Below are 25,682 nucleotides of genomic sequence, written 5' to 3'. Positions count from 1 at the left end.
GTGACCGCGTCGCCGCAGGAGAAGGCGTGGAACCCGAGCGGCCTGCCCGTGGTGGTGATCGTCGGCGCGACGTCGAAGTGGCGGGCCGACGGCCCGAACACGGTCTTCGTGCACGGCCGGAGCCTCACGGCCGCCGACGTGCCCGACGACGTCCGCTGGGGCCTCGGGGGCGCGCTCGCGAGGACGTTCGCGCAGGAGGGCTGCTTCGTCGTGCTCACGACGCGGACCGCGGCGAACGCGGCCCCGCTCGTCGGGAGCCTCCAGCAGGACGGCGGCCACTGCGCCGCGGTGGAGCTGGACCTCGGGGACCCGGACTCGATCCGCCGCGCGTTCGCCCGGATCCGGGACGCTGCGGGCGATCCCGAGGTGCTGGTCTACAACCCCGGCTACATGGCGGGCCGGGAGCTCCCGCCCGAGCAGGAGCTCCTGGAGCTCTTCCCGCCGGAGCTCTTCGAGACCGCGCTCGACATCGCCTGCCGCGGCCCGTTCCTCGTCGCGCGCGAGGTGCTGCCCGCGATGCGCCGCCGCGGCCGGGGAACGATCCTGTTCTCGAACAACCAGTACTCGCTGCGCGGCCGGAGGCGGCGCACGGGGGAGTCGCTCTACTACCCGCGCACGATGATGCGCGCTCTCGCGCAGGCCCTGACCGACGAGTACACCGAGCACGGCGTGCACGTCGTCAACGTCGTCGTGGACGGGGTCATCGACTCCCCGGGGACGCGGGCGATGCCCGGCGCCGCCGGCGCGCCGCAGGCGCTGATCAGCCCGCGGAGCATCGCCGACGCGTTCCTCTACCTGCACCGCCAGGACCCGAGCTGCTGGACCCACGAGCTGCAGCTGACCGCACGACCCCACCACCAGGAGGTCCCGTCATGTCCGTAACCGACCGCCCCACCAGCCCGTACTCCCTGTCGGTCTCGCACCTCGACGCCGACTCCTTCGCCACGACCGGCACACGGAGCTTCTTCGCGTACCGCGACCTCGGGATCCTGGCGGCGACGAACGGCGAGTTCAACGCCCAGCACGTCCGGGCCCTGCCCGGGGAGCACGGCACGACCGGCTGGCACTACCACCCGCTGGCGCTCCAGATCGTGTACTGCCTGCGCGGCTGGGAGGACATCGCCTTCGAGGACGGCAGCCTCGTCCGCCTCGCCGCCGGCACCTGCGTGAACATCCCCCCGGGCGTCGGGCACAACGAGCTCGCCTACTCCGACGACTTCGAGGCGCTGGTGCTGTGGGCGCCGGAGGAGTTCGAGACGGTGTCGATCCCCGGGCCCGACCCGGCAGCCAGTTCGAACCGCTGACCGAGCCAGGCGAGGATCCGCTCCCCGGCCAGCCGGGAGCCGGGGGGCGCGCCCTCCTCCACGGGCCCGCCGAAGTGCGTGCCGCGGACCTTCTCGGCCGTCAGGTCGGTCGAGCCGAGCGCGGCGAGCATCGCGCGGGAGTCGGCCGGGAAGGCGGCCTGGTCACCGGTCAGCTCGACGAACAGCGTCGGTGCCGTGACCGACGGGGCGCAGCGGACGAAGTCGGCGTTGGTGCTGAGCCCCGACCAGGTGGAGAGCCAGGCGTCCGGGGTGGTGAGGCGGCCGAACCCGACGAGGCCGTGGTTGATGAGGTCGGGCCTGCGGCCGAACAGCGAGCCGTAGGGGCGCTCGTTGGGGTCGAGGGACAGGTCCACGGTCCGCGGGTCGGCGTCGGTGCGGTACACGGTGATCAGGCGCGGGGCGAGGGCCGCGCGACGGTCCCGGGGGTCGCCCGAGGCCTTCCCGCGGGCGCGCGCCTGCGCCGCCTCCGCGACCCGCTCGCGGGCGCGGGCGTCGATCCGGGCGACGCGGTCGTGCTGGGCGGCGCGGTAGCGCCGGAGGAACTCCGGCGGGTACCGGGAGCTCGCCGGGGGGTCGGCGAAGCCGTTGGCCGGGTCGTAGGGGTCGAGCTCCGGTGTCCGGGAGAGCGGGTCGTCCTCGTCGGAGACCGACGGGTCGATGCATGCGAGCAGCAGCAGTCCCTGGCCCGGGTGAGGGGCGAGGAAGACCGCGGCGTCGGCCGCGGGCAGGTCGGCGTCGGGCAGGCCGGTCGGCCGACCGGCCGGGGTGAGCGCCACCCGGCGGGCGGGGTCCAGCCCGGCCTGCTCGTGGTAGTAGGCGTAGAGGGTGCCGCCCCCGGAGTGGCCGAGGGTCACGACGTGCTCGAAACCGAGGTCCCGCAGGTGACCGAGGCCGACGGCGACGTCGAGGAGGGTCTGCTCGTGGACGAGGGCCAGGTCGTTGTTCACCGACCGCGACACCTGCGTCCACACCGCCGCCCCGCCGCGGAGCAGGACCGGCACCAGCGGGTGGTGGGTCTGGTCCTGGCGCGGGTGCATGATGCAGACGACCGTGGTGGCGCCGGGGACGGTCCGCAGCACGCCCGTGACGATCGCGCCGTCGGCCGTGGACAGCTCGTGGAGGCTCGTGCGCGTGGCGTCGGGCAGGGGCTCGCTGCGCACGTGGCGCCCCGCGCCCAGCCGTGGTGCGGCGAGCCGGGGCCCGGTCACGACGGCTCCAGGCGCAGCGCGTCCTTGTCGTGCTGCACGACCGTGGCCGCGGTGAGGCCCGCGACGCAGCTGTACCAGACGGCGTGGCGGCAGCCGGTCGCCCGGCGGTCGATCGTGATGGTGCCCTCGGCGGTGATCGCGAAGTAGGGGCCGACGCGGTCGACGGTCACGGCGGGGTCGGCGTCGGCGACCGCCGGCACGCCGACGTTCTCCGGGACGTCGAGCACGTAGAGGGTGGTCACGACGGCACCGCCTCCCACTGCGGTGCACGGGCGACGATCAGCTCGGCCTTGCGGGTGAGCAGCTTCGCGAGCGTCGGCTCGGGACCGGACGCCACCTCGACGAGCGCCTCGATCGTCAGCTCGGCGTCGAGGTCCTCCTGCGGGGTGACCGGGCGCAGCGCCCGCGTCAGCTCGACCATGTAGCCGTTGGGGTCGTGGGTGTAGATCGACTCGATGGTCTCGTGCTGCACCTGCATCTCCACCGGCCACGCACTGGCGTCGAGCCGCCTGCGGTACTCGAGGAGGTCGTCCTCGGAGTCGACGTGCAGGGCCAGGTGGCGGGAGTTCACGAAGTAGGTGGGGACCTCCGGGCCGAAGCCCGCGTACACGTCGCCCCGGTCGTGGGCGTGGAAGGGCTGCACGCCGAAGTAGTAGAAGAACGCGATGCGGTCGTCGTTGCCGATGTCGAAGAAGAAGTGGATGAAGTCGGGGTGGTCCTCGGGGCCCCAGCCGGCCGCGCAGATCGAGTGCACGACGGGGAAGCCGAGCACGTCGCGGTAGAAGCGCACGGTGGCGGCGGGGTCGAAGGTCGGGAAGGCGGCGTGGTCGACGCCGTTGACGAGGTGGTCCATGGGGTCCCTCTCAGTGGGTGGTGGCCGCGACGGCGCGGTCGCGGGCGAGCAGGCGCCCCGCGCCGGGGAGGTCGACGGGCAGGCCGAGGCCGTCGAGCAGGGTGAACGCGCCGGCCGTCGCGGCGGAGAGCACGGGCATGCCGAGCTCCTGCTCGGCGTCGGCGACGAGGTCGAGCGAGGGCATCTGGACGCACGCCGACAGCACGAGCGCGTCGGCCCCGGACAGGTCCAGCCCGCGGGCCGCGGACCGCACCCGGTCGCCCGGGATGCAGCCGACCTGCGCGTTGTCGCCGACCTCCAGCGCGGTCCAGGCGACGACGTCGAACCCCTCCGCCGCCAGGTAGTCGACGACGAGCCGGGCGATCGGTGCGAGGTAGGGCATGACCAGGCCGATCCGGCGGGCGTCCAGGGCGCGGAGCGCGGTCACGAGGGCCCCGGCGCTCGACGCGACGACCGGGTCGAGCCCCCGCTCGTGGAACTGCTGCCGCACCAGGGCCTCGGTGCGCGTGTGCTCGCCCGCGCCCTGCGCCATCAGCGCGACCAGGCAGGCGTACAGGACGGCGTCGACGCCCGCGTCGGCGATCTCGTCGACGCAGCGCCCGCGCTGGGCGTTCATCGCCCGCAGCTCCTCCTCGGACACCGAGTGCAGCCGCATGCGGCTCGCGTGGAAGGAGAACGCGGCGTCCGGGTGGCGGGCCAGCAGGCGCGGCATCTCGGTCTCCACGGTCACGTTGGAGCTCGGGACGACGAGCCCGATCCGGTGGTGGCTCACGGGTTCCCTCCGAGGGCGATCAGGTCGGTCCGGCCGGCGGCGAGGCCCGCGGCCAGGTCGGGCAGGAGCTCGGGCGGCCCCTCGGTGACGACGCGCTGCCCACGAAGGCGCAGGCGCTCGGCGACGTCGAGGCGGGTGAGCAGGCCGGCGCGGTCGACCGCGCCGGTGACCCAGGCCGTGCGCCCGTCGCGGGAGACCCGCCGGACGAGCGCGTCGGCCGCGGGGCCCCACGGGTCGTCGGGCACGGCGTCGACCTCCACGAGCGCCCCCTCGGCGAACGACGTCCGGTCCACGAGCCGTCCGGGCAGGTCCCGGTGCGGCCGCGCGACCGTCCACGGCACGGGGGCGGCGAGGTCGACCTCCTGCGGCGCGACGTCCGCGTACTGGGCGAGCCCCCGCCGCGTGACCTCGGGGCTGCTGGCGGCGAAGCGCTCCAGCGAGACGTTGCCGGCCCGGGTCATGTACGCGACGGTGAGCTGGTCGACGGGCAGGTGCGTGCGGGCGGGGAACGAGTCCCACCACCACTGGCTGCGCCGGGCGATCTGCTGCATGCGCGTCACCGCGGGCTTGCGCTCGGCCTGGTACCGGGCGAAGGCGCGGTCCCGGTCGTCCTCGGCGGTGAGCGCGGCGCACAGCGCGATCGCGTCCTCCATGGCGAGCTTCGTCCCCGAGCCGACCGAGTAGTGCGCGGTGTGGGCGGCGTCGCCGAGGAGCACGAGGCGGCCGTGCGACCAGCGGTCGCAGGTGACGGTGCGGAAGCGCAGCCAGCGGGTGCGGTTGCCGATGAGCCGGTGCCCGCCCAGGTGCCCGGCGAACGCGTCGGTGAGGTACCCCAGCGCCTCCTCGTCGGAGTCCTCGGGTGCCGTGGCCACGGTGGTGGCGTCGAACCCGGCGCGGCGCCAGGTGTCCTGGTCGACCTCGACGAGGAACGTGCTGCGGTCCGGCGCGTAGGGGTAGGCGTGGGCGACGAAGGTGCCGTGCGGCGTCCGCGCCGGGGCGAACACGGCCTCGTCGAGGGCGAACCCGGTGCCGGCCCACAGGTACAGGCCGCGCCCCACCTCGACGCGCTCACCGAGCTCGGGGGCCAGCGCGGTGCGGGTCGCGCTGTTCACGCCGTCGGCGACGACGACCACGTCGGCGTCGAGGTCGCGGGCGTCGACCCGCTCGCCGTACCGGAGGTCGACCCCGGCCTTCTCCGCGTGCCGGGTGAGGACGGCGAGGAGCTCGGTCCGGGCGATGGCGACGAGCCGTCCACCCGGCACGCGGGCGACGTCGTCGCCGACGCGCATGCTCATGTCGTGCGGGTGGGACGCGGCCAGGATGTCGCGCAGCGAGTCGCGGTCGGCGTCCTCCAGGTTGCGCTGGGTCCGCGCCCCGAGCGCGACCCCGAAGCCGAAGGTCGTCTCCGGCAGGCCCTGCTCGTGCACGGTGACCTCGGCGTGCGGGTCCGCCAGCCGCAGGAGCCGGGCCGCGTACAGCCCGCCCGGTCCACCGCCGACGACGGCGACGCGCCTCATGCCGACACCGCCTCGGCCAGCCGGTCCCGCAGGTCCTTCTTGGACACCTTGCCCACGTTGGTCAGCGGGAGCTCCGCGACGACCTCGACCCGCTCCGGCCACTTGTAGCGGGCGAGGCCCTCGCCCCGGAGGAACTCCCCGAGCCCGGCCACGTCGAGCGGCGGGGCCCCGGCGGCCAGGATCAGGAAGACGCACGCGCGCTCCCCGAGGACCGGATCGGGCATGGCGACCAGCGCCGCGGTGGTCACGTCCGGATGGCGCACGACGATCTCCTCGACCTCCTCGGCGTGGATCTTCTCCGCGCCGCGGTTGATGACGTCCTTGATGCGGCCCTCGATGGCGTAGTAGGTGCGGCCGTCGACGACGTGCCGGACCGCGAGGTCACCGGTGCGGTAGAACCCGTCGCCGGTGAAGGTGGCGGCGTTGTGCGCGGCCGCCCGGTAGTAGCCCGGCACGGTGTACGGGCCGCGGCAGGCGAGCTCGCCCAGCTCCCCGTCGGGCACCTCGTCCTCGCCGCCGATCTCCAGCACCCGGATCTCGTCGCCCGCGGAGATCGGCGTGCCGACGGTCCGCTCCCGCACCCACCCGGGCGCGTCCGGGGGAGTGGCCAGGAACATGCCCTCAGCCATGCCGAACATCTGGGCACACGGCACCTTCAGCACCGGCTCGACGCGGGCGGCGGCCTCCGCGGGCAGCTTCTGCCCGCCGACCAGCATCCGCTCGACCGGGCGCAGGTCCTCGCCGGTGGTCGCGGCGCGCTCCAGCAGCCGGATGACGACGGCGGGCGGCAGCAGCGGGATGGTCGTCACCCGCTCCCGGTGCACGATCTCGAACACCGCCGCGGCGTCCGCGGACGCGCCGAGGACGAACGTCGCCCCCGCCCAGTGCGCCGGCTGCATGGCCGCGGCAATCCCGGCGTTGTGCATGATCGGCAGGACGTGCAGGACGACCGACCCGGGGCCGATCCCGAGCGGGCCGGTGAAGGCCTCGGCGTTGTGGACGTACTCGCGGTGCCGGCGCGGCGCCACCTTCGGCAGGCCCGTCGTGCCTCCGGAGAGCTGGAACGCGACCAGCCCGTCGGGGTCGATCTCGACGGCCGCGAGGGCCGCGCGGGCGGGGGCGGTGGCCCCGGCCGCGAGGATCTCGTCGTACCCGACCGCGCCCGGCAGGCGCCCGCGCAGGGAGATCACGACGTCGAGCCCCACGGTCGCGGACAGGGCGGCGAGGTCCTGGCGCCCGAAGTCGGCCTGCACGACGTGGCCGCGGGCGCCGGTGTGCTCGGCGAGCAGGCCGATCTCGCGGTGCCCGTGCGCGGGCAGGGTGCAGACCGGCAGCAGGCCGGCCTTCACGCAGCCGTAGTAGGCGACCACGGTCTCGGCGACGTTGCCCGCCGAGAACATCACGCGGTCGCCGGGGCGCAGCGCGGTCGTCGCCAGGACGCCGGCGGCGAAGGCGTCGGTCGCGTCGTCGAGCTCGCGGTAGCTCAGCCGCTGCTCGGCGGTGACGAGCGCGGGCCGTCCGGCGAAGCGCTCGGCCGAGTCGCGCAGCCGGTCGCCGACGGTGCGGCTGCCCCACAGCCCGTCCCGGAGGTAGGCGGCGGCGCGGTCCGGGTCGAAGGGCGGCAGGTCGGTGGCCGGCTCGGGGGCGCTCATCGGGCGACCGCCTCGGAGGAGGGCGCCGTGGTCGTCGCGCCCGGCCCGGCCGCCGGGGCGAGGACGGGGACGGCGACGGCGGCCAGCGCGCCGACGAGGGCGACGGCGGCGAACGCCGCGAAGTTCCAGCCCAGCGGGAGCCCGGACGCGATGAGGTAGCCCCCGAGGATCGGGCCCGCGGCCGCACCGAGGCGGCCCACGCCGCTGGTGACGCCCAGCGCGGTGGCGCGGTCGCGGAGCGCGAAGTGGGTCGCGACGTAGCCGTAGACGACGATCTGGGTGCCGACCGACGCGGCGCCGGCCACGGCGATCAGGGCGTAGAGCACGAGGGTCGGCAGGGGCAGCGCGAGCAGGGCGATCGACACGACGCCGATGCCGAACGCCGCGGTGGCCACCGGGCGGGGGCCGTGCCGGTCGGCGAGCGCGGACCCCGCCAGCCCGCCGGCGACGGCGCCGAGGTTGAACACGAGCAGGAACGCGATGGCGGAGCCGAGCGCGTAGCCGGCCTGGCGCATCAGCTGGGGCAGCCAGGTGTTCAGGCCGAACACGAGCAGGAACCCGGCGACGTTGGCCACGGCCAGCAGTGCGAGCGCGACGGCGGGCCGGCCGCGCAGCAGGCCGGTGGAGCGGACCTGCCGCGGTCCTCCGGCGACGAACCCCGGCGACTCCGGGAGCAGCAGCAGGGCCAGCGGGACCAGGGTGACCAGCGGCAGCGCGCCGAGGGCGAACAGGGTCCGGAAGCCCGCCGGCTCCAGCAGCGCGATGCCCGCGAGCGCGGCGAGCACCCCGCCGACCGGGAAGCCGCAGAGCATCACGGCGTTGAGCAGGTTGCGCCGCCCGGGCGGGGCCCACTCGACGACCAGGGCGATGGCCACCGGCGCGATGCCGCCGAAGCCGAGACCGGCGAGGAACCGGGCCGCCCCCAGCAGCTCGGGCGTGGGAGCGGCCGCGACGGCCAGCATCATCAGCGAGAACCAGGTGACGCAGGCGATGAACATCCGGCGCCGGCCGATGCGGTCGGTCAGCGCGCCGACGCCGATCGCCCCGACGAACATGCCGAGCAGCGCGTAGCTGCCGATGGCGCCGACCTGGGGCGGCGTCAGGTTCCAGTCGGGGTGCGCGAGCAGGGCCGGGACGGCCGATCCGTAGACGATCAGGTCGTAGCCGTCGAACACGATCGCGGCGAAACCCAGGGCGACGACGGCCCACGGCGAGCGGGTCCGTCGGGTGGTGAGCAGTGCAGTCATTGCGCCTCCTCGAAGCGGGTCGACATCAGTGTTGGTTTCCCGACATTAATGTCACAAGCCGCCGTTCGGGTGGTGGCACGGGCGCTGCGGGCAGGGCGGTGCCGCCGACGGCCGGCGGCCGGCGGCGGGGAGGGTCGGCGTCAGCCGGGGCGGTCGGTCTCGGGCGGCACGACGGCGGCCAGCGTCCGCTCGAGCTGCGCGAGGTCCTCCCTGAGCTGGGTGACCGCGGTCCAGGGGCTCGTCGCGGGGGAGCGGCCGTCGTCGCGCTGGATGCCGGCCATGGTCATGCGGGTCATCACGTCGGCGACGTCCTCGGCCGGGTCGTCGACCCCTGCGCGGTACCACCAGGCGATCCAGTTGAGCATCCCCAGGATCGACAGGGCCGCGGTGCGCGCCGGCACGGGGCGCACGGCCCCCGCCGCGATCGCGTCCTCGACGAGCGTGACGAGGAGGGCCAGCACGCGCCGCCGGGAGTCGCGGTGCTCGGCGGCCAGCTCGGGCGGGAGGTGCGGCTCGCTGCGGTCGAGCAGCCGGAACCGCGTGGTGTTGCGGCAGTTGTGCACCGCCATCGCGTGGACCGCGTCGGTGAGGCGCACGTCCGCCGCGGCGTCGGTCCGCGCGATCGCCTCCTCGAGGATGCGCACCGTCGGACCGAGGACGTCCTGGACGAGCGCGGCGAGCAGCTCCTCCTTGTTGCGGACGTAGGTGTAGAGGGACGGGCGGCTGATGCCCATCGCGTCGGCGATGTCCTGCAGCGACGTCGCGGCGAACCCCTTGTCGGTGAACAGCCGCGCGGCGTGCTCGAGCAGCTCGTTCGACACGAGCTGTCGCCTGCTGCTCGGCCTCGCCATCGTGCTGTCTCCCCGTCCGCCGATCGGGCGGCCGGCCCCGACCGTCCCTCCGTCCGCCGGACCAGTGTCGCCGACCGCGTCGCCGACGCCACCGTCAGGTGCCGGGGCGCCCACCGACGAGGCTCCTCGAGGAGGCGTCGTCAGCCGTCGGGGCGTCCGGCCCGCCTCATGACCGGTCCCGGGTCGGCCACGACGGCGTCGAGCACCGCGACCGCGCCCCCGAGCACCGCCGAGTCGTCGCCGAGCGCGGAGGCGAGCACCGGCGGTGCGCTGCCCCGCAGGTTGCGCAGCCGGGCGGCCAGGTTGGTCTCGAGGGTGTCCAGCAGCCGCGGTCCGATCGCGGCGAGCGGCCCGCCCAGGATGATCGCGCCGGGGTCGAGGAGGTTCACCGCCGCCGCGAGGGCGACGGCGAGCGCCCGGGCGGCGGCGTCGACGGCGGCCAGGGCCCGGGGCTCGCCGGATCCGACCCCCTCGATCAGCGGGCGCAGCCCGTCGCGCGGATCGAGGCCGGCCGCCCGGAGCAGGGCCTCCTTCCCGGCGACGGTCTCGAGGCAGCCGCGGGCACCGCAGCCGCACAGGTCGCCGTCCGGCGTGACGACGACGTGGCCGAGCTCGCCCGCGTACCCGCCGGCCCCGGAGTGCAGCGCCGAGTCGATGACCAGCCCGGCCCCGATGCCCACCTCGCCGGTGACCAGCATGAACGAGTCGTAGAGGGTGCCCGCGCCGAGGCGGAGCTCTCCGATGGCGGCCAGGTTGGCCTCGTTGTCGACCTGTGTCGGCAGCGCGGCCGCCCCGAGGACGCTCCACCGGTGGTCGAGCGGCACGTCGTGCCACCCGAGGTTGGGGGCCACGGTGATCCGCGACGACGCCCGGTCGAGCAGGCCCGGGACCGCCACCGTCGCGCCGACCACCGAGAGGCCCTGTTCGCCGGCCAGTCGCACCGCCTCCGCCGCGAGCCCGCTGATCTCGCCGAGGACGGTCATCGGGTCGCGTCGGTTGTCGGCCCACCGCTCCAGGCGCACCCGCTGGCGCATCCGCAGGTCGAGGACGCTGACGGCGAGGCGGTCGACGCTGATCTCGCACCCGAGCGCCGCCACGTGGTCCCCGTCGAGGCTGAGCCCCGATCCGGGGCGGCCCCGGTCGCCCTGCCCCCGGACCGCCTCGGCCTGCGTGACGAGCCGGTCCCGGACCAGGTCGGCGACCAGTGCCGACACCGTGGTCTTCGTGAGTCCGGTGGCCGCCGCGACGCGTGCGCGGCTCACCGGCTGCTGCCGCGCGACCTCCCCGAGCACCACGGCCAGGTTGTGCTCGCGCATCCCGCCGGGGCGCATGGGCGTGGCTCCACCGACCGGTCTCATCGGACCACCTCATCACGGCCGAGCGGCGGGATCCAGAGTCTGGACCACAGGATCGATACACGATCGAGATGCGATCCTCCCAGCGCGCGTAGCTGGAGGGAAGCAGTCGGAACACTTCGTCCACTTTCCTGACTAACGGTCTTGGCAGGTGCCGGGGGCTCGTGCAGGATGGGCGCGTTCGTTGTGATCGGTGCCACTCACCCGAGGCGAGGGTCGTCCTGTGACAGCTGCTCCCGCTGCTGCGTCCGCTCCACCCCTGCTCACGATGCGCGGGATCGTCAAGCAGTTCCCGGGCGTCCGCGCGCTCGACGGCGTCGACCTCGACGTGGCCGCCGGCGAGGTGCACTGCCTGCTCGGCCAGAACGGCGCCGGGAAGTCCACCCTGATCAAGGTCCTGGCCGGTGCGCACCGGCCGGACTCCGGCGAGGTCACCTTCGTCGGGCAGCCGGTCTCCTTCGCCTCGCCGCACGCGGCCGACGTCGCCGGGATCGCCACGATCCACCAGGAGCTCGACCTGGTGCCCGGGCTGTCGGTCGCGGAGAACGTCGTCCTGGGCCGGGAGCCGTCGCGCTACGGGTTCACCCGCCCCCGGGACGCCGACCGCCGAGCCCGCGAGCTGCTCACCCGGCTGGGGCACCCGGAGATCCCGGTGCGCCGTGAGCTGGGCCGGCTCTCGGCGGCCGGGCAGCAGGTCGTCAGCATGGCCCGCGCACTGGCCCGGGACGCCCGGCTGATCGTCATGGACGAGCCGTCGGCGGTGCTCGACCCGGAGGAGGTGCGCAACCTCTTCCGCGTGGTCCGCGAGCTGACCGCCGAGGGCGTCGCCGTCGTCTACATCTCCCACCGGCTGGAGGAGATCCGCGCGATCGGCGACCGGGTGACCGTCCTCAAGGACGGGCGCACCGTGGCCCGGGACCTGCCGGCCCGCACCACTCCCACCGCCGACGTCGTGCGCCTGATGACCGGGCGCACCGTGGAGCACGCGTTCCCGCCGCGGACCGGGGAGCCCTCGGACGAGGTGGTCCTGGAGGTCGAGGGGCTCTCCCGCGCGGGGGAGTTCGCCGACGTCTCCTTCACCGTGCGCGCCGGCGAGGTGCTCGGGCTCGCGGGGCTGGTCGGCTCCGGACGCTCGGAGGTCCTGGAGACCGTGTACGGCGCGCGCACGCCGACCGCCGGGACCGTGCGGGTGCGTGGCGCGGCGCTGAGGCCCGGGGCGGTGCCCGCGGCGGTGCGTGCGGGGCTGGGGCTGAGCCCGGAGGAGCGCAAGAGCCAGGGCCTGCTGATGGCCGAGCCGGTGTCGCGCAACGTGTCGCTGCCCGGGCTGCGCCGCTTCGCCCGCGGCGGGTTCCTCGGGCCGGAGGCGGAGCTGTCCGCCGCCCGTGAGGTGACCGGGCAGCTCGACGTCCGCCCGGCCGACCCCCGGCGCCCGGTGCGCACGCTGTCGGGCGGCAACCAGCAGAAGGTCGTCCTGGCCCGCTGGCTGCTGCAGGGCTGTTCGGTGCTGCTGCTCGACGAGCCCACGCGGGGCGTCGACGTCGGCGCCCGGAGCGAGATCTACGCGGTGATCCGTTCGCTGGCCGCGTCGGGCGTCGCGGTCGTCGTGGTGTCCAGCGAGGTGCCCGAGGTGCTCGGGCTGGCCGACCGCGTGCTCGTCCTGCGCGAGGGCCGGGTCGTGCACAGCGCGCCCGCCGACGAGCTCGACGAGGGCCGCGTGCTCGACCTGGTGATGGAGGGCCATCACGTGACGGACCGGGACACGACGGACCGGAAGACGGAAGGGAGTTCCCATGGCTGACCAGGAGCTGGTCACGGCGCCGGCCGCCGACGAGAGCGGACGGGTCGAGAAGGCCGCCTCGGCCGCGGGCCGGGGCCCGTCGCGTGCGGCGCGGCTGCTCGACAGCGGGGCCGGGCGCAACCTGGGTCTGGTCGCGGTGCTGGTGCTGCTGTGCGTGGTGGGGGTGTCGACCGCCGACACGTTCGCCACGACGTCGAACCTGCTGACGATCCTGACCTCCGCGTCGATCATCGGTGTGATCACCGTGGGGGTCACGTTTGTGATCATCGGCGGGGGTATCGACCTGTCGGTGGGCAAGGTGATGGCCCTGGCCTCGGTGTGGGCGACCACGGTCGCGACCCAGTCCTACGGGCCCTGGGTGATGATCTTCTGCGCGTTGGCGGTGGGGGCGGGGGCGGGTCTGGTCAACGGCCTGTTGATCGCCTACGGCCGGATCGTGCCGTTCATCGTGACGCTGGCGATGCTGATCACCGCGCAGGGGTTGGCGGAGCGGATCTCGGGGCGGCGCAGCCAGATCGTGGTCGACCCGGTGATCGCCGGGATCGCCAACACCCGGCTGTTGGGGATCCCGCTGCTGGTCTACATCTTCGCCGCGGTGGTGGCGCTGGGGTGGGTGCTGCTCAACCGGACCACGTTCGGGCGGCGCACGTTCGCGATCGGCGGCAACCCCGAGGCGGCCCGTCTGGCCGGGCTGGACGTGAAGCGGCACACGATCGCGCTCTACGTGCTGTCCGGGCTGTGCTGCGGCATCGCCGCGATCATGATCGCCTCGTTGACGACGACGGGGTCGAGCACCCACGGCACGCTCTACGAGCTCGACGCGATCGCCGCGGTGATCATCGGCGGGACGTTGTTGACCGGTGGTCGCGGCACGCTGATCGGTTCGATCCTCGGGGTGCTGGTGTTCACCACGATCACGAACCTGTTCGTGCTGAACAACCTGGCGACCGAGGTCCAGAACATCGCCAAGGGCGTGATCATCGTGGTCGCGGTCCTGATCCAGACCCGCGCCCAGCGCACCTCCACCTGACCCGTTCCCCCTCTTCCCGGTTCCCCCTCTTCCCGGTTCCCCTCTTCTCGGCCCCCGCACGTCCCCCTTTGCACGAAGGAGTGCCCTTCTCATGTCCGACTCGTCCGCTCTCGCGCGCCGCGGTTTCCTCGTCGGCGCCCTCGGTGTGGGTGCCGCGCTGACCACGGCGTGCACCAGCAACGCCGCCGCCCCGACCGCGGCCGGTACCAACACCGCCCCCAGCCGCGGGGGGACAACGCCGAGCCCGGCACCCCGGTCACGATCGGGTTCTCGGCCCCGGCCGCGGACCACGGCTGGATCGCCGCGATCGCGGCGAACGCCCAGGCGCAGGCCGGGCAGTACCCGGATGTGACGTTGGAGGCGGTGAACCCGACCAACGACATCACCCAGCAGATCGCCGCGGTCGAGACGCTGATCAACCAGGGTGTGGATGCGCTGGTGATCCTGCCCAACGACGGCAGCCAGCTCACCTCGCTGGGCCGTCGGGCGATGGACGCGGGTATCCCGGTGATCAACCTGGACCGGATCTTCGACTCGCCGCTGGCCTACCGGACCTGGATCGGTGGGGACAACTACGGCATGGGCGTGTCCGCGGGCACCTACATCGGGACCCGGCTGCGTGAGGCCGGGGTGGCGAACCCGATCATCGGGGAGATCGCCGGGATCGACAACCTGCCCCTGACCCAGGCCCGGAGCCAGGGGTTCTCCGACGCGCTGGCCTCGTTCGGGTTCGCCGTCGGGCCGCGGCAGGCCGCGGACTTCACCGCCCAGGGCGGGCAGCGGGTGACCGCGAACCTGCTGCAGGCCGCCCCGCAGCTGGACGCGGTGTGGAACCACGACGACGACCAGGGCATCGGCGTCCTGGCGGCGATCACCCAGGCCGGGCGCAGCGAGTTCTTCATGGTCGGCGGCGCGGGCTCGGCCAACGCCATGCGCGAGATCAAGGCCGACACCTCGGTGCTCAAGGCCACCGTCACCTACAGCCCGACGATGGCGTCCTCGGCGATGGCGCTGGCCCGCCTGGTCGCACAGAACCGCGGCATGGGCGACCTGGTCGAGAAGGAGGTGCCGACCTCGATCACGCTGGCCTCGGCCACGATCACCAAGGAGAACGTGGACACCTACCTGCCCCTCGGGTTCGAGTCGTGACGCCCGGCCCCCCGAAGCCCGCGCTCGGGATCGGCCTCGTGGGCCACGCCTTCATGGGCGCGGCCCACTCCCAGGCGTGGCGCACGGCGGGGCGCTTCTTCGACCTGCCGTGGGAGCCGGACATGGCGGTGCTCTGCGGCCGCGACGCGGGGCGCGCCCGCGCGGCAGCAGCCCGGCTGGGCTGGCGGGAGGCCGAGACGGACTGGAAGGCGCTGCTGCGGCGTGACGACGTCGCACTCGTCGACGTCTGCACGCCGGGCGACACGCACGCGGAGATCGCGGTCGCGGCGCTGGACGCGGGCAAGCACGTGCTGTGCGAGAAGCCGCTGGCCAACTCGGTGGAGGAGGCCCGGGTGATGGTGGCCGCGGCGGAGCGGGCCCGGGCGCGGGGCGTGCACGCCATGGTGGGGTTCAACTACCGCCGCGTGCCCGCCGTCGCGCTGGCCCGGCGGCTGGTGGAGCAGGGCCGCATCGGGGAGGTGCGCCACGTCCGCGGCGCGTACCTGCAGGACTGGATCGTCGACCCGGAGTTCCCGCTGGTCTGGCGGCTGCAGGAGGAGCGGGCCGGGTCCGGGGCGCTGGGCGACATCGGGGCGCACGTCGTCGACCTCGCCCAGTTCGTCACGGGCCAGGCGCTCACCGGTGTCTCCGCACTCACCGAGACGTTCGTGCGCGAGCGGCCCCTGCCGGCCGACGCGCACGGCCTCGCCGCGTCGGGCGGGACGGGCCGCGGGCCGGTCACCGTCGACGACGCCGCACTGTTCGTCGGCCGGCTCGCCGGGGGCGGCCTGGCGAGCTTCGAGGCGACGCGCTTCGCGACGGGCCGCAAGAACGCCCTGCGGCTGGAGGTCAACGGCAGCCTCGGCTCGCTGGCGTTCGACTTCGAGGCCATGAACGAGCTGGAGTTCTACGACGGCACCGAGGACGCGGTCACGGCGGGCTTCCGCCGGATCCTCGTCACCGAGGCCGACCACCCGTACGCGGGCGCCTGGTGGCCGCCCGGCCACGGGCTGGGCTACGAGCACACCTTCGTCCACGAGGTCGCCGACCTCGTGCGTGACCTGGCCGCCGGGACCGGGCCGTCGCCGTCGTTCGCCGACGGGCTGCAGGTGCAGCTCGTGCTCGACGCCGTCGCGCGCTCGGCCGCCGGGGGCAGCAACTGGGAGGAGATCGGATCATGAGGCCCGTCACGCTGTTCACCGGCCAGTGGGCCGACCTGCCCTTCGAGGAGGTGGCGCGCCTGGCGGGGGAGTGGGGCTACGACGGCCTGGAGATCGCCTGCTGGGGCGACCACCTCGACGTTGTCGCCGCCGCGGAGGACCCCTCCTACGTGCAGGGCCGCCGCGACATCCTCGACGAGCACGGGTTGCAGGTCTTCGCGATCTCCAACCACCTCGCCGGGCAGGCCGTGTGCGACGACCCGATCGACGAGCGCCACCGCGGCATCCTGTCCGACCGGGTGTGGGGCGACGGCGACGCCGAGGGCGTCCGCCGCCGAGCCGCCGAGGAGATGCAGGCCACCGCGCGGGCCGCCGCCGCGCTGGGCGTCGACACGGTCGTCGGGTTCACCGGGTCGAGCATCTGGAAGACCGTGGCGATGTTCCCGCCGGTGCCGCAGTCGATGGTCGACGCCGGCTACCGCGACTTCGCCGACCGCTGGAACCCGATCCTCGACGTGTTCGACGAGGTCGGCGTGCGGTTCGCCCACGAGGTCCACCCCAGCGAGATCGCCTACGACTACTGGACGACCGTCGCGGCCCTGGAGGCTGTCGAGCACCGCCCGGCGTTCGGCCTCAACTGGGACCCCAGCCACTTCGTGTGGCAGGACCTCGACCCGGTCGGCTTCCTGTGGGACTTTAAGGACCGGATCTACCACGTGGACTGCAAGGACGCGAAGCGCCAGGTCGGCAACGGCCGCAACGGGCGGATGGGCTCGCACCTGGCGTGGGCCGACCCGCGCCGCGGCTGGGACTTCGTGTCCACCGGGCACGGCGACGTCCCGTGGGAGGCGTGCTTCCGGATGCTCAACACGATCGGCTACGACGGCCCGATCTCCGTGGAGTGGGAGGACGCGGGGATGGACCGGCTCGTCGGGGCGCCCGAGGCGCTGGAGTTCGTGCGCCGCCAGGCCTTCGACCCGCCGTCCGCGGCCTTCGACGCGGCCTTCTCCTCCTCCTGACCGCTCCGGCGGGGGAGGGCTCAGTGCCGGAACAGCGCCCCGAGCAGCTCCTCGATCTGCTGGGAGAGCTGCTCGGGCGTGACCGGCCCCGCCGGGTCGTACCAGCGGTAGAGGGTGGAGAGCATGGACAGGACCAGGTTCGCCGCGATCGTCGTGTCGATGCGGCTGCCCTCCGGGACGCACTCGTCGAGCAGCAGCCGGAAGTCGCGCGTGCGGTCGTGGGCCCAGGCGCGGAACGACGCGCGGCCCTGCTCGGACAGCTCGACCTCCTCGCTGAAGACGATCGCGTAGAAGGTGCGGTTGGCCGACGCGGCCTCGATGTGACCGGAGATCATCCCGCGCAGCCGGGTCTCCGGCGGCTCCCCGCTGTCGAGGACCTCCGCGAGCCGACGCCGCAGGTCGCTGGTGACCTCCTCGACCATCAGGTCGAGGAGGTGCTGCTTGCTGCGCGTGTACTTGTAGACGGTCGGGCGGGAGATCCCGGCCGCCTCGGCGATGTCGTCGATCGTGGCGTTGCGGTACCCCTTGCGGCGGAACGCCTCTCCCGCGGCGGCGACCAGAGCGGTGGTGTCCGTCGCCCGTCCTCGCGCCATGAGACCAATACTGCCCCATCAGTCTTGCCCCATCAGCCTCGCCCCGTCAGCGCCGCCCCGAGCACCGCCGCCACCGTCTCCTCCGCCACGCCCGCCTCCCGCAGGACCTCCCCGGTGTGCGCCCCGAGCCCGGGCACGCCGCTGCGCGGACCGGGAGCGGTGCCGTCGACGACGAGCGGCTGCCGCAGGTGGCGGCGGCCCTCGACGGTCTGCAGGAGCCCCCGACCCCGCAGGTGCGGGTCCTCGACCAGCCCGGCCAGGTCCTGCACGGCGCCGTACGCGACGCCCGCCGCCGGCAGCACCCGCTCCCAGTGGGCCAGGGGCTCGGCGGCGATGCGCCGGGCCAGCTCGGCCCGCACCCCGTCGCGCCGGGCGGCGCGCTCCGGCGCGGTGAGGCCGGCCAGCGCGTCGAGCCCCGATACCGCGCAGAGCGCCCGCCAGAAGTGGTCCTCGAACACGATGGAGAGCGAGATCCAGCGCCCGTCGGCGGTGGCGAACAGGCCGTACCCGGGGTCCTGCCCGAGCGCGTCGGCCGGCATCCCGTTCGCGACGGGCACGAGCCGGGTGACCACGAAGGACACCAGCGCGTCGAACATGCCGACGTCGTAGTGCCCGCCGCGCCCCCCGGTCGCCCGCCCCGCCAGGCCGGTGAGCGCGGCGATCGCGGCGAACAGCCCGGCGGCGACGTCGGCCAGCGCGACCTGGGGCACCACCGGCGCCTCCGCGTCGAGCAGGCCCGCGACGGCCTGGAACGACAGGTCGTGGGCCGGCCGGTCGCGGTAGGGGCCGTCCTGGCCGAAGCCGGAGACGGAGACGACCACCAGGCCGGGGTGGTCGCGGGTGAGGTCGGCGGGGGAGAGCCCCAGCCGGTCGAGCACGCCCGGGCGGAAGCCCTCCACCAGCACGTCGGCCCGTGCGACCAGGGCCCGGCACGCCGCGAGCCCGGACGGCGTCTTCAGGTCCAGCGCGACCGAGCGCTTCCCGCGGTTGAGCGCGGCGTGGTGGCCCGGGAAGGCCCGGGACGGGTCGCCGCCCTGCGGGCGCTCCACCTGCACGACGTCCGCCCCGAGGTCGCCCAGGACCATCGTGGCGAAGGGGCCGGGGTACTGCTCGGCCAGGCTGACGACGCGGTACCCGTCCAGCGGCCGGACCGGCTGGGCGCTCACGGCGTGATCGCGTATCCGCCGTTGACCGGGTACGTCTGCCCGGTCACCCACGACGCCGCGTCCGAGGCGAGGAACAGCACGGCGTTGGCGGCGTCGGTCGGCTCGCCGAAGCGGCGGACGACGTAGCTGCGCAGCGCCTTCCTGGCCACCTCGGGATCGGCGATGACCGAGGCGACCCCCGGGGTGTTGATCGTCGACAGCGCCACGCAGTTCACGGTGATCCCGTGCCGCCCCACCGCCTTCGCGAGCCCGCGGCTGAAGCCGGCCGCGCCCGCCTTGGCCCCGCCGTAGACGGCGAGGTGGGGCTCGCCCGTGCGGCCGGCGTCGGAGATCACGGAGACGACCCGGCCGTAGCCGCGCTCGACCATGCCGGGCAGCACGGCCCGGCAGGAGTGCAGGACCCCGTAGAAGTTGGTCGCGATCCAGGGCTCCCAGTCCTTCGGGCCGGTCTCCCAGAACGGCGGTGTGCGGTCGAGCGCGTTCTCGGCGGGTCCGGCGTTGCCCGCGTTGTTGACCAGCACGTCGATCGGTCCGAGCCGTTCGGCCCCCTGCGCCACCATCGCGGTCACCGCGTCGAGGTCGGTGACGTCGCAGCGCAGGCCGACGGCCCGGCCGCCCTGCCCGGTGATCTCGGCGGCGACCGACTCGGCGCGGTCGAGGTGGTAGTCGTTGACCACCACGGCGCCGCCGTGGGCGGCGATGTGCAGGGCGACCTGCCGGCCGACCCCCTGTCCGGCGCCGGTCACGAGGGCGACGCGGTCGGTCATGTCCAGGACGTTCACGGGTGTCTCCTAGTGGCCGGGGAAATCGGGGGTGCGCTTCTCGGCGAAGGCGGTGATGCCCTCCCGCCAGTCGGCGGAGCGCTCGTGCAGGGCGGAGGCCTCGAGCTCCCGCAGGACCGCGACCGGCAGCGGGGTGTCGTGCGCGTCGTTGGCCAGCCGCTTCATCGTCGCGAGCCCCACGGGGCTGCGGCCGGCGACCGTCGCGGCCAGCCGGTCGACGGCGGGGACGAGCTCGTCGGGGTCGACCACGTCGACCACGAGGTCGGTGCCGAGGTAGCGCTCGGCGGGGTGCAGCTCACCGGTGAACAGCAGGTGCTTCGCGGTGGAGAGGCCGAGCCGCCGGACGAGCCGGACGGAGGCGCCCCCGCCGGGGATCTGCCCGTAGACCGCGTGACCGTCGCCGATCCGCGCGGTGCGGGAGGCGACGACCAGGTCGCACACCAGGAGCAGCTCGAGGCCGCCGCCGACCGCGATCCCGTTCACCGCGGCGATCACCGGCTTGGGGAAGGACTCGACGACGTCGAGGACGGCGCGGACGCGGTGCAGGAACGCGTTGCCCGCACTCGCGCTGCCGGGCGGCGCGGGGACGTCGGCGAGGGACCGGGCGTAGCGCAGGTCCGCACCGGCGCAGAAGGCCGGGCCGGCCGCCGCGAGGACGACGACGCGCACGTCGGGGTCCGCGGCGGCGGCGTCGAGGCCCGCGGTGAGGCCGTCGAGGACGTCCTGGTCGATGCCGTTGAGCACGTCGGGCCGGTTGAGCCGCAGCCAGAGCGCGGCGCCACGGCGTTCCCGCAGCACGGTGGTGCCGGTCAGGGTGGAGGTCATGGTGATCAGTCCTTGCTGAGGATCGTGACGACGCACGCTGCGCCCTCGGGATGGGTGTGGCCGCCGGCGTTCTCGGCGAGCGCGACGCGGGCGGAGTCGACCTGCCGGTCGCCCGCCCGGCCGCGGAGCCGGGTGACGAGCTCGACGAGCTGTGCCGCGCCGGTCTCGCCGACCGGTGCCCGCGGGAGACGAGCCCTCCGCTCGGGTCGACCGGCACGCGTCCGCCGAGCCGGGTCGCCCCCGAGTGCAGGAGCTTCAGGCTTTCTCCCGGGCCGCACGGGCACGGCGGTCGAGCTGCCCGCGGCGTGCACGACCAGGTCCACGTCGACGGGCGCGAGACCGGCGTCGGCGAGCGCCTCGTCGATCGCGGCGGTGCCCGGTGCGCGCAGGGAGGTGTCGGGGAACGTGCCGGAACCGGTGATCCCGACCCCGGCGATGCTGACGTCTCGCACGGCGCGCCTTCCGTCCACGGTGACTACCTGCCGTCCGAGGATTGCAAAATACTTACTGATAAGTCAATATTGCCGCCGACGCCGAGCGCGCGCCGTGGCGCAGCGCGGAGAGGGGAGAGCGACGTGGCTCCCGGACCGACCCTCCACCACCGGGTGGGCCCCTCCTGCAGCGACGTGATCGTCGAGGCCCTCGCGCGCTACCCGGCCCGAGACGCGTTCGTCCTCGGTGAGCGGCGCGTGACCTACGCGGTGCGGGCAGCGCCGCGGACCCGCACGACGAGCAGGCCCGGACGGACTGCCTGCTCGGCACCTGGCTGTCGATCTTCGGGCTGCCCCACGTCGGGGTGGGCCTCTCGCACGGCATCGGGCACCAGCTCGCCGCCGAGTTCGACATGGTCCACGGGGTGACCTCCGCGATCATCATGCTGCCGCTGGTCATGGAGTTCACCCGGGCGCAGACCCTGCCCCGGCTGCGGGTGATCGCCGACGCGATGGGCGTCGACACCCGCGACCTCGACGACGACGCCGCCGCCGACGCCGCGATCGGCGCCGTCGGGGACCTCGTGTCCCGCCTGGTGAGCCGTACCTGCACGTTCCTGTCCCGCAGTGCGAGCGAAGGAGCTCCACCATGACCGTCCCCGCAGACAGCGCCCCCTCCGGGACCGCCGAGCCCGACACCGTCGCCGTCGTCGAGCGGCCCACCGCGGCCGTCCGGCGCCGGGCGGTCGTCGCGATCGCCATGGGCAACCTGCTGGAGTGGTACGACTTCGCGGTCTACGCGACGCTCGCCAGCATCCTCGGGCCGCTCTTCTTCCCGTCCACCAGCGCCTCGGCCAGCCTGCTGGCGAGCCTGTCCGTCTTCGCCGTCGGCTACGTCGCCCGGCCGATCGGTGCGCTCGTGTTCGGCCGGCTGTCCGACCACCGCGGCCGCAGGTCCGGGCTCGTGGTGATCATCGTCCTGATGGGGGTCTCGACCGTCGGGATGGGGCTGCTGCCCACCTACGCCGCGATCGGGGTGGCGGCGCCGGTCCTGCTCGTCCTGCTCCGGGTCGCGCAGGGCATGGCCATCGGCGGGGAGTTCGCCACGGCCACGACCTACCTCGTCGAGGTCGCGCCTCCCCGGCGCCGCGGGCTGTACGGCTCGATCACCTACGTCACCGCGGCACTGGGCTTCGCGCTCGGCCTCGCCGTGGTCGTGGTGCTCAACGCGGTCGTCACGCCGCAGGGCGTGGCCGACGGCTGGTGGCGGCTGGCGTTCCTGCTCAGCGTCCCGCTCCTGCTGATCGGCCGCTACCTGCGGCGCCGCGCGACCGAGTCCCCGGCCTTCCAGGCGATGAAGGCCGAGGCCGCGGCGGCCGCGCCGGGGCAGGCCGCCCCGTCGCGTTCGATCCGGCCGATGCTGCAGGTCTTCGGCATCGGCATCGCCGTCGCCGTCGGCTCCTACACCGTCCTCGGGTTCGTCCTGTCCTACCTGCTCGTCGTGGTGCAGCAGCCGCCGGGCGTCGCCTACGGCACGGCCCTGGTCGCCACCACCATCGGCTCGCTGCTCGTCCTGGCCGCCGGACACCTGTCCGACCGCGTCGGACGCAGGCCGATGATGCTCGCCTCGGCCGTCCTGCTCGCCGTCCTCGCCTTCCCCGCCTACCTGCTGCTGTCGACGGGCGGGTTCGGGCCGGCGCTCGCCGGGCAGCTCCTGCTCTGGGTCCCCGTGGCGATCGGGCTCGGCGTGATCCCGTCGCTCTTCGCCGAGATGTTCCCCGCCCGCAACCGCACCACCGCCATGGCCTTCCCGCACGCACTGGTGACCGCGATCTTCAGCGGTACCGCCCCGCTCGTGTCGACGCTGCTGGTGTCGGCGACCGGCAGCGTGATCGCCCCAGCGTGGTACCTGCTCGCCGCCGCCCTGCTGAGCGGCGCCGTGTCGCTCGGGATCCGCGAGACGGCCTGGTCGGACCTGCGCACGCACTGAGACGAGCAGGCACGGAGACGAGCAGGCACCGAGACGAGCAGGCACCGCGCTTGACCGACGACCGATCGGCGCGGTCGTGAGACGGGAGGAGAGGCACCCGCATGTCCTTGACCGTGCACACCCGCGTGGTGGTCGTGTGAGGGCTGCCGCTCTACGGCCGCGCGGCGACGACCTTGCCGGGGTTGAGGATCCCGTGCGGGTCGAGCGCGCGCCGCAGGGCGCGGTGCATCTCGGTGACGGCCGGGTCGAGCTCGGCCTCCAGGCCGTCGCGCTTGAGCAGGCCCACGCCGTGCTCGCCGGTGACGGTCCCGCCGAGGTCCAGCGCCGCCGTGATGATCTCGGCGAAGGCGCGCTGCGCCCGCTCGCGGGCGGCGTCGTCGCCGGGGGGCGTGATGAGCAGCGGGTGCAGGTTGCCGTCGCCCGCGTGGGCGATGGTCGCGACCCGGACGTCGTGGCGCCGCCCGATCTCCTCGACGCGGGCGAGCATCGCGGGGACGGCGCCCACCGGGACGCAGACGTCCTCGGTGAGCACCGGGCCGAGCCGTTCGAGCGCGGGGTAGGCGAGGCGGCGCGCGGCGAACAGCGCGTCGGCCTCCGCCTGGTCGCCGGACCGGGCCGCCCAGCTCGCGCCGGCCGTCTCGAAGGCGGCGAGCACCGCGTCGGCCTCGGCGTCCCCGGCCGGCCCGGGGGCGTCGACGCGGGCCAGCAGGATCGCGACGGCGTCGGCGCGCAGGCCGGTGTTCTTCCACGCGTCGACCGCGGCGAGGCACTGCTCGTCGAGCAGCTCGAGCGCGGACGGGACCACGCCCGCCGCGGCGACGGCGGCGACGGCCCCGCCCGCCGCCACCAGCGAGTCGAAGTAGCCGACGACCGTCTGCTCGGCCGGCCGGGCCGGGCGCAGCCGGACGGTGACCTCGGTGACGATGCCGAGGGTGCCCTCGGACCCCACGAGCAGGCCGACCAGGTCGTAGCCCGCGACGCCCTTGGCGGTGCGCCGCCCGACCCGCACGAGCTCGCCGGTGCCGGTGACGACCTGCAGCGCGAGCACGTAGTCGCGCGTCACGCCGTACTTCACGCAGCAGACGCCACCCGCGTTGGTGGCCACGTTGCCGCCGATCGTCGACCAGGGGGAGCTGGCCGGGTCCGGCGGGTACCAGAGCCCCACCTCCGCGGCGGCCGAGCGCAGGTCGTCGTTGACGACGCCCGGCTGCACGACCGCGTAGCGCTCGAGGGTGTTCACCTCGACCACCGCGTCCATCCGCTCCAGGCTGACGACCACGCCGCCCTCGACGGCGTTGGCGCCGCCGGACAGGCCGGTGCCCGCCCCGCGGGCGACGACGGGCGCGCCGTGCCGCAGGCACAGCCGCACCACGTCGCGGACCTGCTCGGCGGTGGTCGGCCGCACCACCGCGACCGGGAGGGCGGACGGCGCCCACTCGGCCTCGTCATCCCGGTACTGCTCGCGGGACTCGGGGGCGGTGAGGACCGTCCCCTCGGGGAGCAGCAGCACGAGGGCGGAGCGCAGCGCGTCCTCGGCGTGGTGCCGGTCCCGGTCGACGTCGGGCAGGACGGCGGTCATCGGACCGACCGGATCGGCAGGACGGCCACCGCGCCGATGATGACGAACACGATGCCGGAGACGAACACGGCGGGGTAGCCGCCGGTGGCGCTCACCAGGCCGGCCGCGATCGACGGGCTCAGCGCCTGCGGCAGCGTGGTGGCCAGGCCGAGGACGGCCAGGTCGCGTCCCGCGGTGCTCTGCCCGCCGGCGGGCCGGGCGGGCAGGACCTCGGTCATCAGGGCGAGGTCGATCGAGATGTAGGTCCCGAAGCCCAGGCCGAGCAGGAAGCTGTAGACCAGCACGCCGGTGACGGTCGGCACGAACAGCGGGACGGCCAGGGCGATCGCCATGACGACCGAGGACCACACGATGAAGGGCTTGCGCCGGCCCACCTTGTCCGACAGCCAGCCGCTGGCCAGAGCCGAGAGGAGGACGCCGACGAGCAGCACGATGCCGACCTGGGCGGCGACGGCGGTCGACTCGGTGTCGGACAGGCCCACGTAGTCGCGCAGGATGTAGAGGCCGTAGGTCTGGGCGCCGTAGAAGCCGATCACCATGAGGAAGCGTGACGCGAAGGCCCAGGCGAAGTCGGGGTGGCGGCGCGGCGAGACCCAGAAGCCGGCGAGGAACGCCGTCGGCGAGAACGGCTCGCGCGGGGCGTCGGTGAGGCTGGACGAGTCGCGGTTGACCAGCACGAACGAGCCGACGACCACGACCATCAGGACGGCCAGCACCAGATAGGGGAGCGCGCCCTGCGCGGCCAGCGAGCCCGCGACGATCGCGCCGACCGCGTTGCCGATGGTGATGCCGAGGCCGACCATGCCGGAGACGCCGCCGCGGCGGGCGGGCGGGAAGCGGTCGGGGACGAGCGCGGTGGCCGCGGCCTGCAGGGCGTTCACGCCGAGCTGCACGGCGAGCCAGACGATCGCGACGGTGACGACCGAGCCCGCCATCGGCAGCCCGACCATGAACCCTGCGGCCACGAGTCCACCGCCGACCATCCACGGCGTCCGGCGGCCGAACCGCGAGCGCGTCGCGTCGGACAGGGCGCCCGCGATCGGCTGCGCGAAGACGTTGGCGAGGAACGCGACGGTGGAGACGATCGCGAGGTTGCCGACCTTGTTCGCCTCGTCGATGCGGCTGACCAGGTCGGGGATCAGGATGCCGAGGCCGCCGGAGTTGATGGCGAGGATGGACACGTACACCATCAGCAGCCCGAACGACAGGCGGCGCAGGCCGGACGGCCGCACCCCGGCGGCCGGGGCGTCGGCACCGTCCGTGGTGGGCGACGGGATCGCTCGGGTCATCGTGTTCTCCTGGAGTCGGCGGCGCTGTCGCTCGGTGGTCGCACCAGGGTGCGGTGCGGGCACCCCGCCGCGTAATGGACGGATCCTCCGT

General features: G+C 74.4%; 23 protein-coding genes and 2 pseudogenes. 9 read left to right on the top strand and 16 right to left on the bottom strand.

Annotation, left to right across the window (positions count from 1 at the left end; translation table 11 throughout):
• Both HOP40_RS00535 and HOP40_RS00530 read left to right on the top strand, forming a co-directional pair.
• Nucleotides 1-882, top strand: coding sequence for an SDR family NAD(P)-dependent oxidoreductase (locus HOP40_RS00535; protein WP_205347039.1), 882 nt, complete (start codon nt 1-3; stop codon nt 880-882).
• On the top strand, nt 873-1,304 hold the full coding sequence (locus HOP40_RS00530) for a cupin domain-containing protein (protein WP_172153880.1): 432 nt from the start codon (nt 873-875) through the stop codon (nt 1,302-1,304). Before HOP40_RS00535 ends, HOP40_RS00530 begins: the two co-directional genes overlap by 10 nt.
• Here HOP40_RS00530 and HOP40_RS00525 read toward each other — a convergent pair.
• The 9 genes from HOP40_RS00525 to HOP40_RS00485 form a co-directional block, all read right to left on the bottom strand.
• A complete protein-coding gene (locus HOP40_RS00525) occupies nt 1,205-2,533 on the bottom strand; it encodes an alpha/beta hydrolase (protein WP_240157441.1) in 1,329 nt (442 codons plus the stop codon). The genes HOP40_RS00530 and HOP40_RS00525 overlap by 100 nt on opposite strands.
• The gene (locus tag HOP40_RS00520; RefSeq protein ID WP_172153879.1) at nt 2,530-2,775 is read right to left on the bottom strand and encodes a hypothetical protein; all 246 of its coding nucleotides are present in this window, start codon (nt 2,773-2,775) and stop codon (nt 2,530-2,532) included. Before HOP40_RS00520 ends, HOP40_RS00525 begins: the two co-directional genes overlap by 4 nt.
• Nucleotides 2,772-3,386, bottom strand: a complete 615-nt coding sequence (locus HOP40_RS00515) for a VOC family protein (protein WP_172153878.1) — start codon at nt 3,384-3,386, stop codon at nt 2,772-2,774. The genes HOP40_RS00520 and HOP40_RS00515 overlap by 4 nt, the downstream gene beginning before the upstream one ends.
• Before the next feature lie 10 nt (nt 3,387-3,396).
• Complete coding sequence (locus tag HOP40_RS00510) at nt 3,397-4,158, bottom strand: maleate cis-trans isomerase family protein (protein ID WP_172153877.1); 762 nt, start codon at nt 4,156-4,158, stop codon at nt 3,397-3,399.
• Complete coding sequence (locus HOP40_RS00505; protein ID WP_172153876.1) at nt 4,155-5,675, bottom strand: FAD-dependent monooxygenase; 1,521 nt, start codon at nt 5,673-5,675, stop codon at nt 4,155-4,157. The genes HOP40_RS00510 and HOP40_RS00505 overlap by 4 nt, the downstream gene beginning before the upstream one ends.
• On the bottom strand, nt 5,672-7,327 hold the full coding sequence (locus HOP40_RS00500) for an AMP-binding protein (RefSeq protein ID WP_172153875.1): 1,656 nt from the start codon (nt 7,325-7,327) through the stop codon (nt 5,672-5,674). Before HOP40_RS00500 ends, HOP40_RS00505 begins: the two co-directional genes overlap by 4 nt.
• Nucleotides 7,324-8,574 carry an MFS transporter gene (locus tag HOP40_RS00495; protein WP_172153874.1) on the bottom strand — a complete coding sequence of 417 codons (1,251 nt, stop codon included), beginning with the start codon at nt 8,572-8,574 and terminating at the stop codon, nt 7,324-7,326. Before HOP40_RS00495 ends, HOP40_RS00500 begins: the two co-directional genes overlap by 4 nt.
• A gap of 140 nt (nt 8,575-8,714) precedes the next feature.
• The gene (locus tag HOP40_RS00490; RefSeq protein ID WP_172153873.1) at nt 8,715-9,425 is read right to left on the bottom strand and encodes a TetR/AcrR family transcriptional regulator; all 711 of its coding nucleotides are present in this window, start codon (nt 9,423-9,425) and stop codon (nt 8,715-8,717) included.
• 140 nt (nt 9,426-9,565) lie between these two features.
• On the bottom strand, nt 9,566-10,783 hold the full coding sequence (locus HOP40_RS00485; RefSeq protein WP_240157440.1) for an ROK family transcriptional regulator: 1,218 nt from the start codon (nt 10,781-10,783) through the stop codon (nt 9,566-9,568).
• Nucleotides 10,784-11,048: 265 nt separating this feature from the next.
• Between HOP40_RS00485 and HOP40_RS00480 the strand changes: the two genes are divergently transcribed.
• From HOP40_RS00480 to HOP40_RS00460, 5 genes and pseudogenes are all read left to right on the top strand, one after another.
• On the top strand, nt 11,049-12,578 hold the full coding sequence (locus HOP40_RS00480) for a sugar ABC transporter ATP-binding protein (RefSeq protein ID WP_172167603.1): 1,530 nt from the start codon (nt 11,049-11,051) through the stop codon (nt 12,576-12,578).
• Nucleotides 12,571-13,608 carry an ABC transporter permease gene (locus HOP40_RS00475; protein ID WP_172153872.1) on the top strand — a complete coding sequence of 346 codons (1,038 nt, stop codon included), beginning with the start codon at nt 12,571-12,573 and terminating at the stop codon, nt 13,606-13,608. The genes HOP40_RS00480 and HOP40_RS00475 overlap by 8 nt, the downstream gene beginning before the upstream one ends.
• Before the next feature lie 91 nt (nt 13,609-13,699).
• Nucleotides 13,700-14,757, top strand: a pseudogene (locus HOP40_RS00470) (substrate-binding domain-containing protein).
• On the top strand, nt 14,754-15,938 hold the full coding sequence (locus HOP40_RS00465; RefSeq protein WP_420821778.1) for a Gfo/Idh/MocA family protein: 1,185 nt from the start codon (nt 14,754-14,756) through the stop codon (nt 15,936-15,938). Before HOP40_RS00470 ends, HOP40_RS00465 begins: the two are co-directional and overlap by 4 nt.
• Nucleotides 15,932-16,936 carry a sugar phosphate isomerase/epimerase family protein gene (locus HOP40_RS00460; RefSeq protein WP_172167599.1) on the top strand — a complete coding sequence of 335 codons (1,005 nt, stop codon included), beginning with the start codon at nt 15,932-15,934 and terminating at the stop codon, nt 16,934-16,936. Before HOP40_RS00465 ends, HOP40_RS00460 begins: the two co-directional genes overlap by 7 nt.
• Before the next feature lie 20 nt (nt 16,937-16,956).
• Here HOP40_RS00460 and HOP40_RS00455 read toward each other — a convergent pair whose 3' ends face one another.
• Genes HOP40_RS00455 through HOP40_RS00435 form a run of 5 tightly spaced genes read right to left on the bottom strand, consistent with a single transcriptional unit; the run spans nt 16,957 to nt 20,754 of the window.
• Nucleotides 16,957-17,529, bottom strand: coding sequence for a TetR/AcrR family transcriptional regulator (locus HOP40_RS00455; protein ID WP_172153871.1), 573 nt, complete (start codon nt 17,527-17,529; stop codon nt 16,957-16,959).
• A 32-nt stretch (nt 17,530-17,561) separates the two neighbouring features.
• Nucleotides 17,562-18,695, bottom strand: coding sequence for a CaiB/BaiF CoA transferase family protein (locus tag HOP40_RS00450; RefSeq protein WP_172153870.1), 1,134 nt, complete (start codon nt 18,693-18,695; stop codon nt 17,562-17,564).
• Complete coding sequence (locus HOP40_RS00445) at nt 18,692-19,477, bottom strand: SDR family NAD(P)-dependent oxidoreductase (RefSeq protein WP_205347038.1); 786 nt, start codon at nt 19,475-19,477, stop codon at nt 18,692-18,694. Before HOP40_RS00445 ends, HOP40_RS00450 begins: the two co-directional genes overlap by 4 nt.
• Nucleotides 19,478-19,486: 9 nt before the next feature.
• Nucleotides 19,487-20,302 (bottom strand): enoyl-CoA hydratase/isomerase family protein, encoded by an 816-nt coding sequence (locus HOP40_RS00440; RefSeq protein WP_172153869.1) that lies wholly within the window; start codon nt 20,300-20,302, stop codon nt 19,487-19,489.
• A gap of 5 nt (nt 20,303-20,307) precedes the next feature.
• On the bottom strand, nt 20,308-20,754 hold the full coding sequence (locus HOP40_RS00435; protein ID WP_172153868.1) for a thiolase C-terminal domain-containing protein: 447 nt from the start codon (nt 20,752-20,754) through the stop codon (nt 20,308-20,310).
• A gap of 272 nt (nt 20,755-21,026) precedes the next feature.
• On the opposite strand from HOP40_RS00435, the pseudogene HOP40_RS00430 reads away from it, so the two are divergent.
• Nucleotides 21,027-21,386: pseudogene (locus tag HOP40_RS00430) on the top strand (hypothetical protein); the annotation flags it as partial.
• Complete coding sequence (locus HOP40_RS00425; protein WP_172153867.1) at nt 21,383-22,723, top strand: MFS transporter; 1,341 nt, start codon at nt 21,383-21,385, stop codon at nt 22,721-22,723. The pseudogene HOP40_RS00430 and the gene HOP40_RS00425, both read left to right, overlap by 4 nt.
• A gap of 151 nt (nt 22,724-22,874) precedes the next feature.
• On the opposite strand, the gene HOP40_RS00420 is transcribed toward HOP40_RS00425, so the two are convergent.
• Together HOP40_RS00420 and HOP40_RS00415 are read right to left on the bottom strand one after the other, a co-directional pair.
• Nucleotides 22,875-24,302 (bottom strand): FAD-binding oxidoreductase, encoded by a 1,428-nt coding sequence (locus tag HOP40_RS00420; RefSeq protein ID WP_172153866.1) that lies wholly within the window; start codon nt 24,300-24,302, stop codon nt 22,875-22,877.
• A complete protein-coding gene (locus HOP40_RS00415; RefSeq protein WP_172153865.1) occupies nt 24,299-25,591 on the bottom strand; it encodes an MFS transporter in 1,293 nt (430 codons plus the stop codon). The genes HOP40_RS00420 and HOP40_RS00415 overlap by 4 nt, the downstream gene beginning before the upstream one ends.
• Nucleotides 25,592-25,682: the final 91 nt, after the last annotated feature.

This window comes from Pseudonocardia broussonetiae, from assembly GCF_013155125.1.
Classification (GTDB): domain Bacteria; phylum Actinomycetota; class Actinomycetes; order Mycobacteriales; family Pseudonocardiaceae; genus Pseudonocardia; species Pseudonocardia broussonetiae.
Note: the sequence above shows the minus strand (reverse complement) of the source record. Positions and strands in the feature narration are given on the sequence as shown.

Excerpts from the sequence above, each read along its gene's own strand:
- HOP40_RS00530 (WP_172153880.1), top strand. The coding sequence starts at position 873 with ATGTCCGTAACCGACCGCCCCACCAGCCCGTACTCCCTGTCGGTCTCG.
- HOP40_RS00515 (WP_172153878.1), bottom strand. The coding sequence starts at position 3,386 with ATGGACCACCTCGTCAACGGCGTCGACCACGCCGCCTTCCCGACCTTC.
- HOP40_RS00505 (WP_172153876.1), bottom strand. The coding sequence starts at position 5,675 with ATGAGGCGCGTCGCCGTCGTCGGCGGTGGACCGGGCGGGCTGTACGCG.
- HOP40_RS00500 (WP_172153875.1), bottom strand. The coding sequence starts at position 7,327 with ATGAGCGCCCCCGAGCCGGCCACCGACCTGCCGCCCTTCGACCCGGAC.
- HOP40_RS00495 (WP_172153874.1), bottom strand. The coding sequence starts at position 8,574 with ATGACTGCACTGCTCACCACCCGACGGACCCGCTCGCCGTGGGCCGTC.
- HOP40_RS00490 (WP_172153873.1), bottom strand. The coding sequence starts at position 9,425 with ATGGCGAGGCCGAGCAGCAGGCGACAGCTCGTGTCGAACGAGCTGCTC.
- HOP40_RS00485 (WP_240157440.1), bottom strand. The coding sequence starts at position 10,783 with ATGAGACCGGTCGGTGGAGCCACGCCCATGCGCCCCGGCGGGATGCGC.
- HOP40_RS00480 (WP_172167603.1), top strand. The coding sequence starts at position 11,049 with ATGCGCGGGATCGTCAAGCAGTTCCCGGGCGTCCGCGCGCTCGACGGC.
- HOP40_RS00475 (WP_172153872.1), top strand. The coding sequence starts at position 12,571 with ATGGCTGACCAGGAGCTGGTCACGGCGCCGGCCGCCGACGAGAGCGGA.
- HOP40_RS00455 (WP_172153871.1), bottom strand. The coding sequence starts at position 17,529 with ATGGCGCGAGGACGGGCGACGGACACCACCGCTCTGGTCGCCGCCGCG.
- HOP40_RS00440 (WP_172153869.1), bottom strand. The coding sequence starts at position 20,302 with ATGACCTCCACCCTGACCGGCACCACCGTGCTGCGGGAACGCCGTGGC.
- HOP40_RS00425 (WP_172153867.1), top strand. The coding sequence starts at position 21,383 with ATGACCGTCCCCGCAGACAGCGCCCCCTCCGGGACCGCCGAGCCCGAC.
- HOP40_RS00420 (WP_172153866.1), bottom strand. The coding sequence starts at position 24,302 with ATGACCGCCGTCCTGCCCGACGTCGACCGGGACCGGCACCACGCCGAG.
- HOP40_RS00415 (WP_172153865.1), bottom strand. The coding sequence starts at position 25,591 with ATGACCCGAGCGATCCCGTCGCCCACCACGGACGGTGCCGACGCCCCG.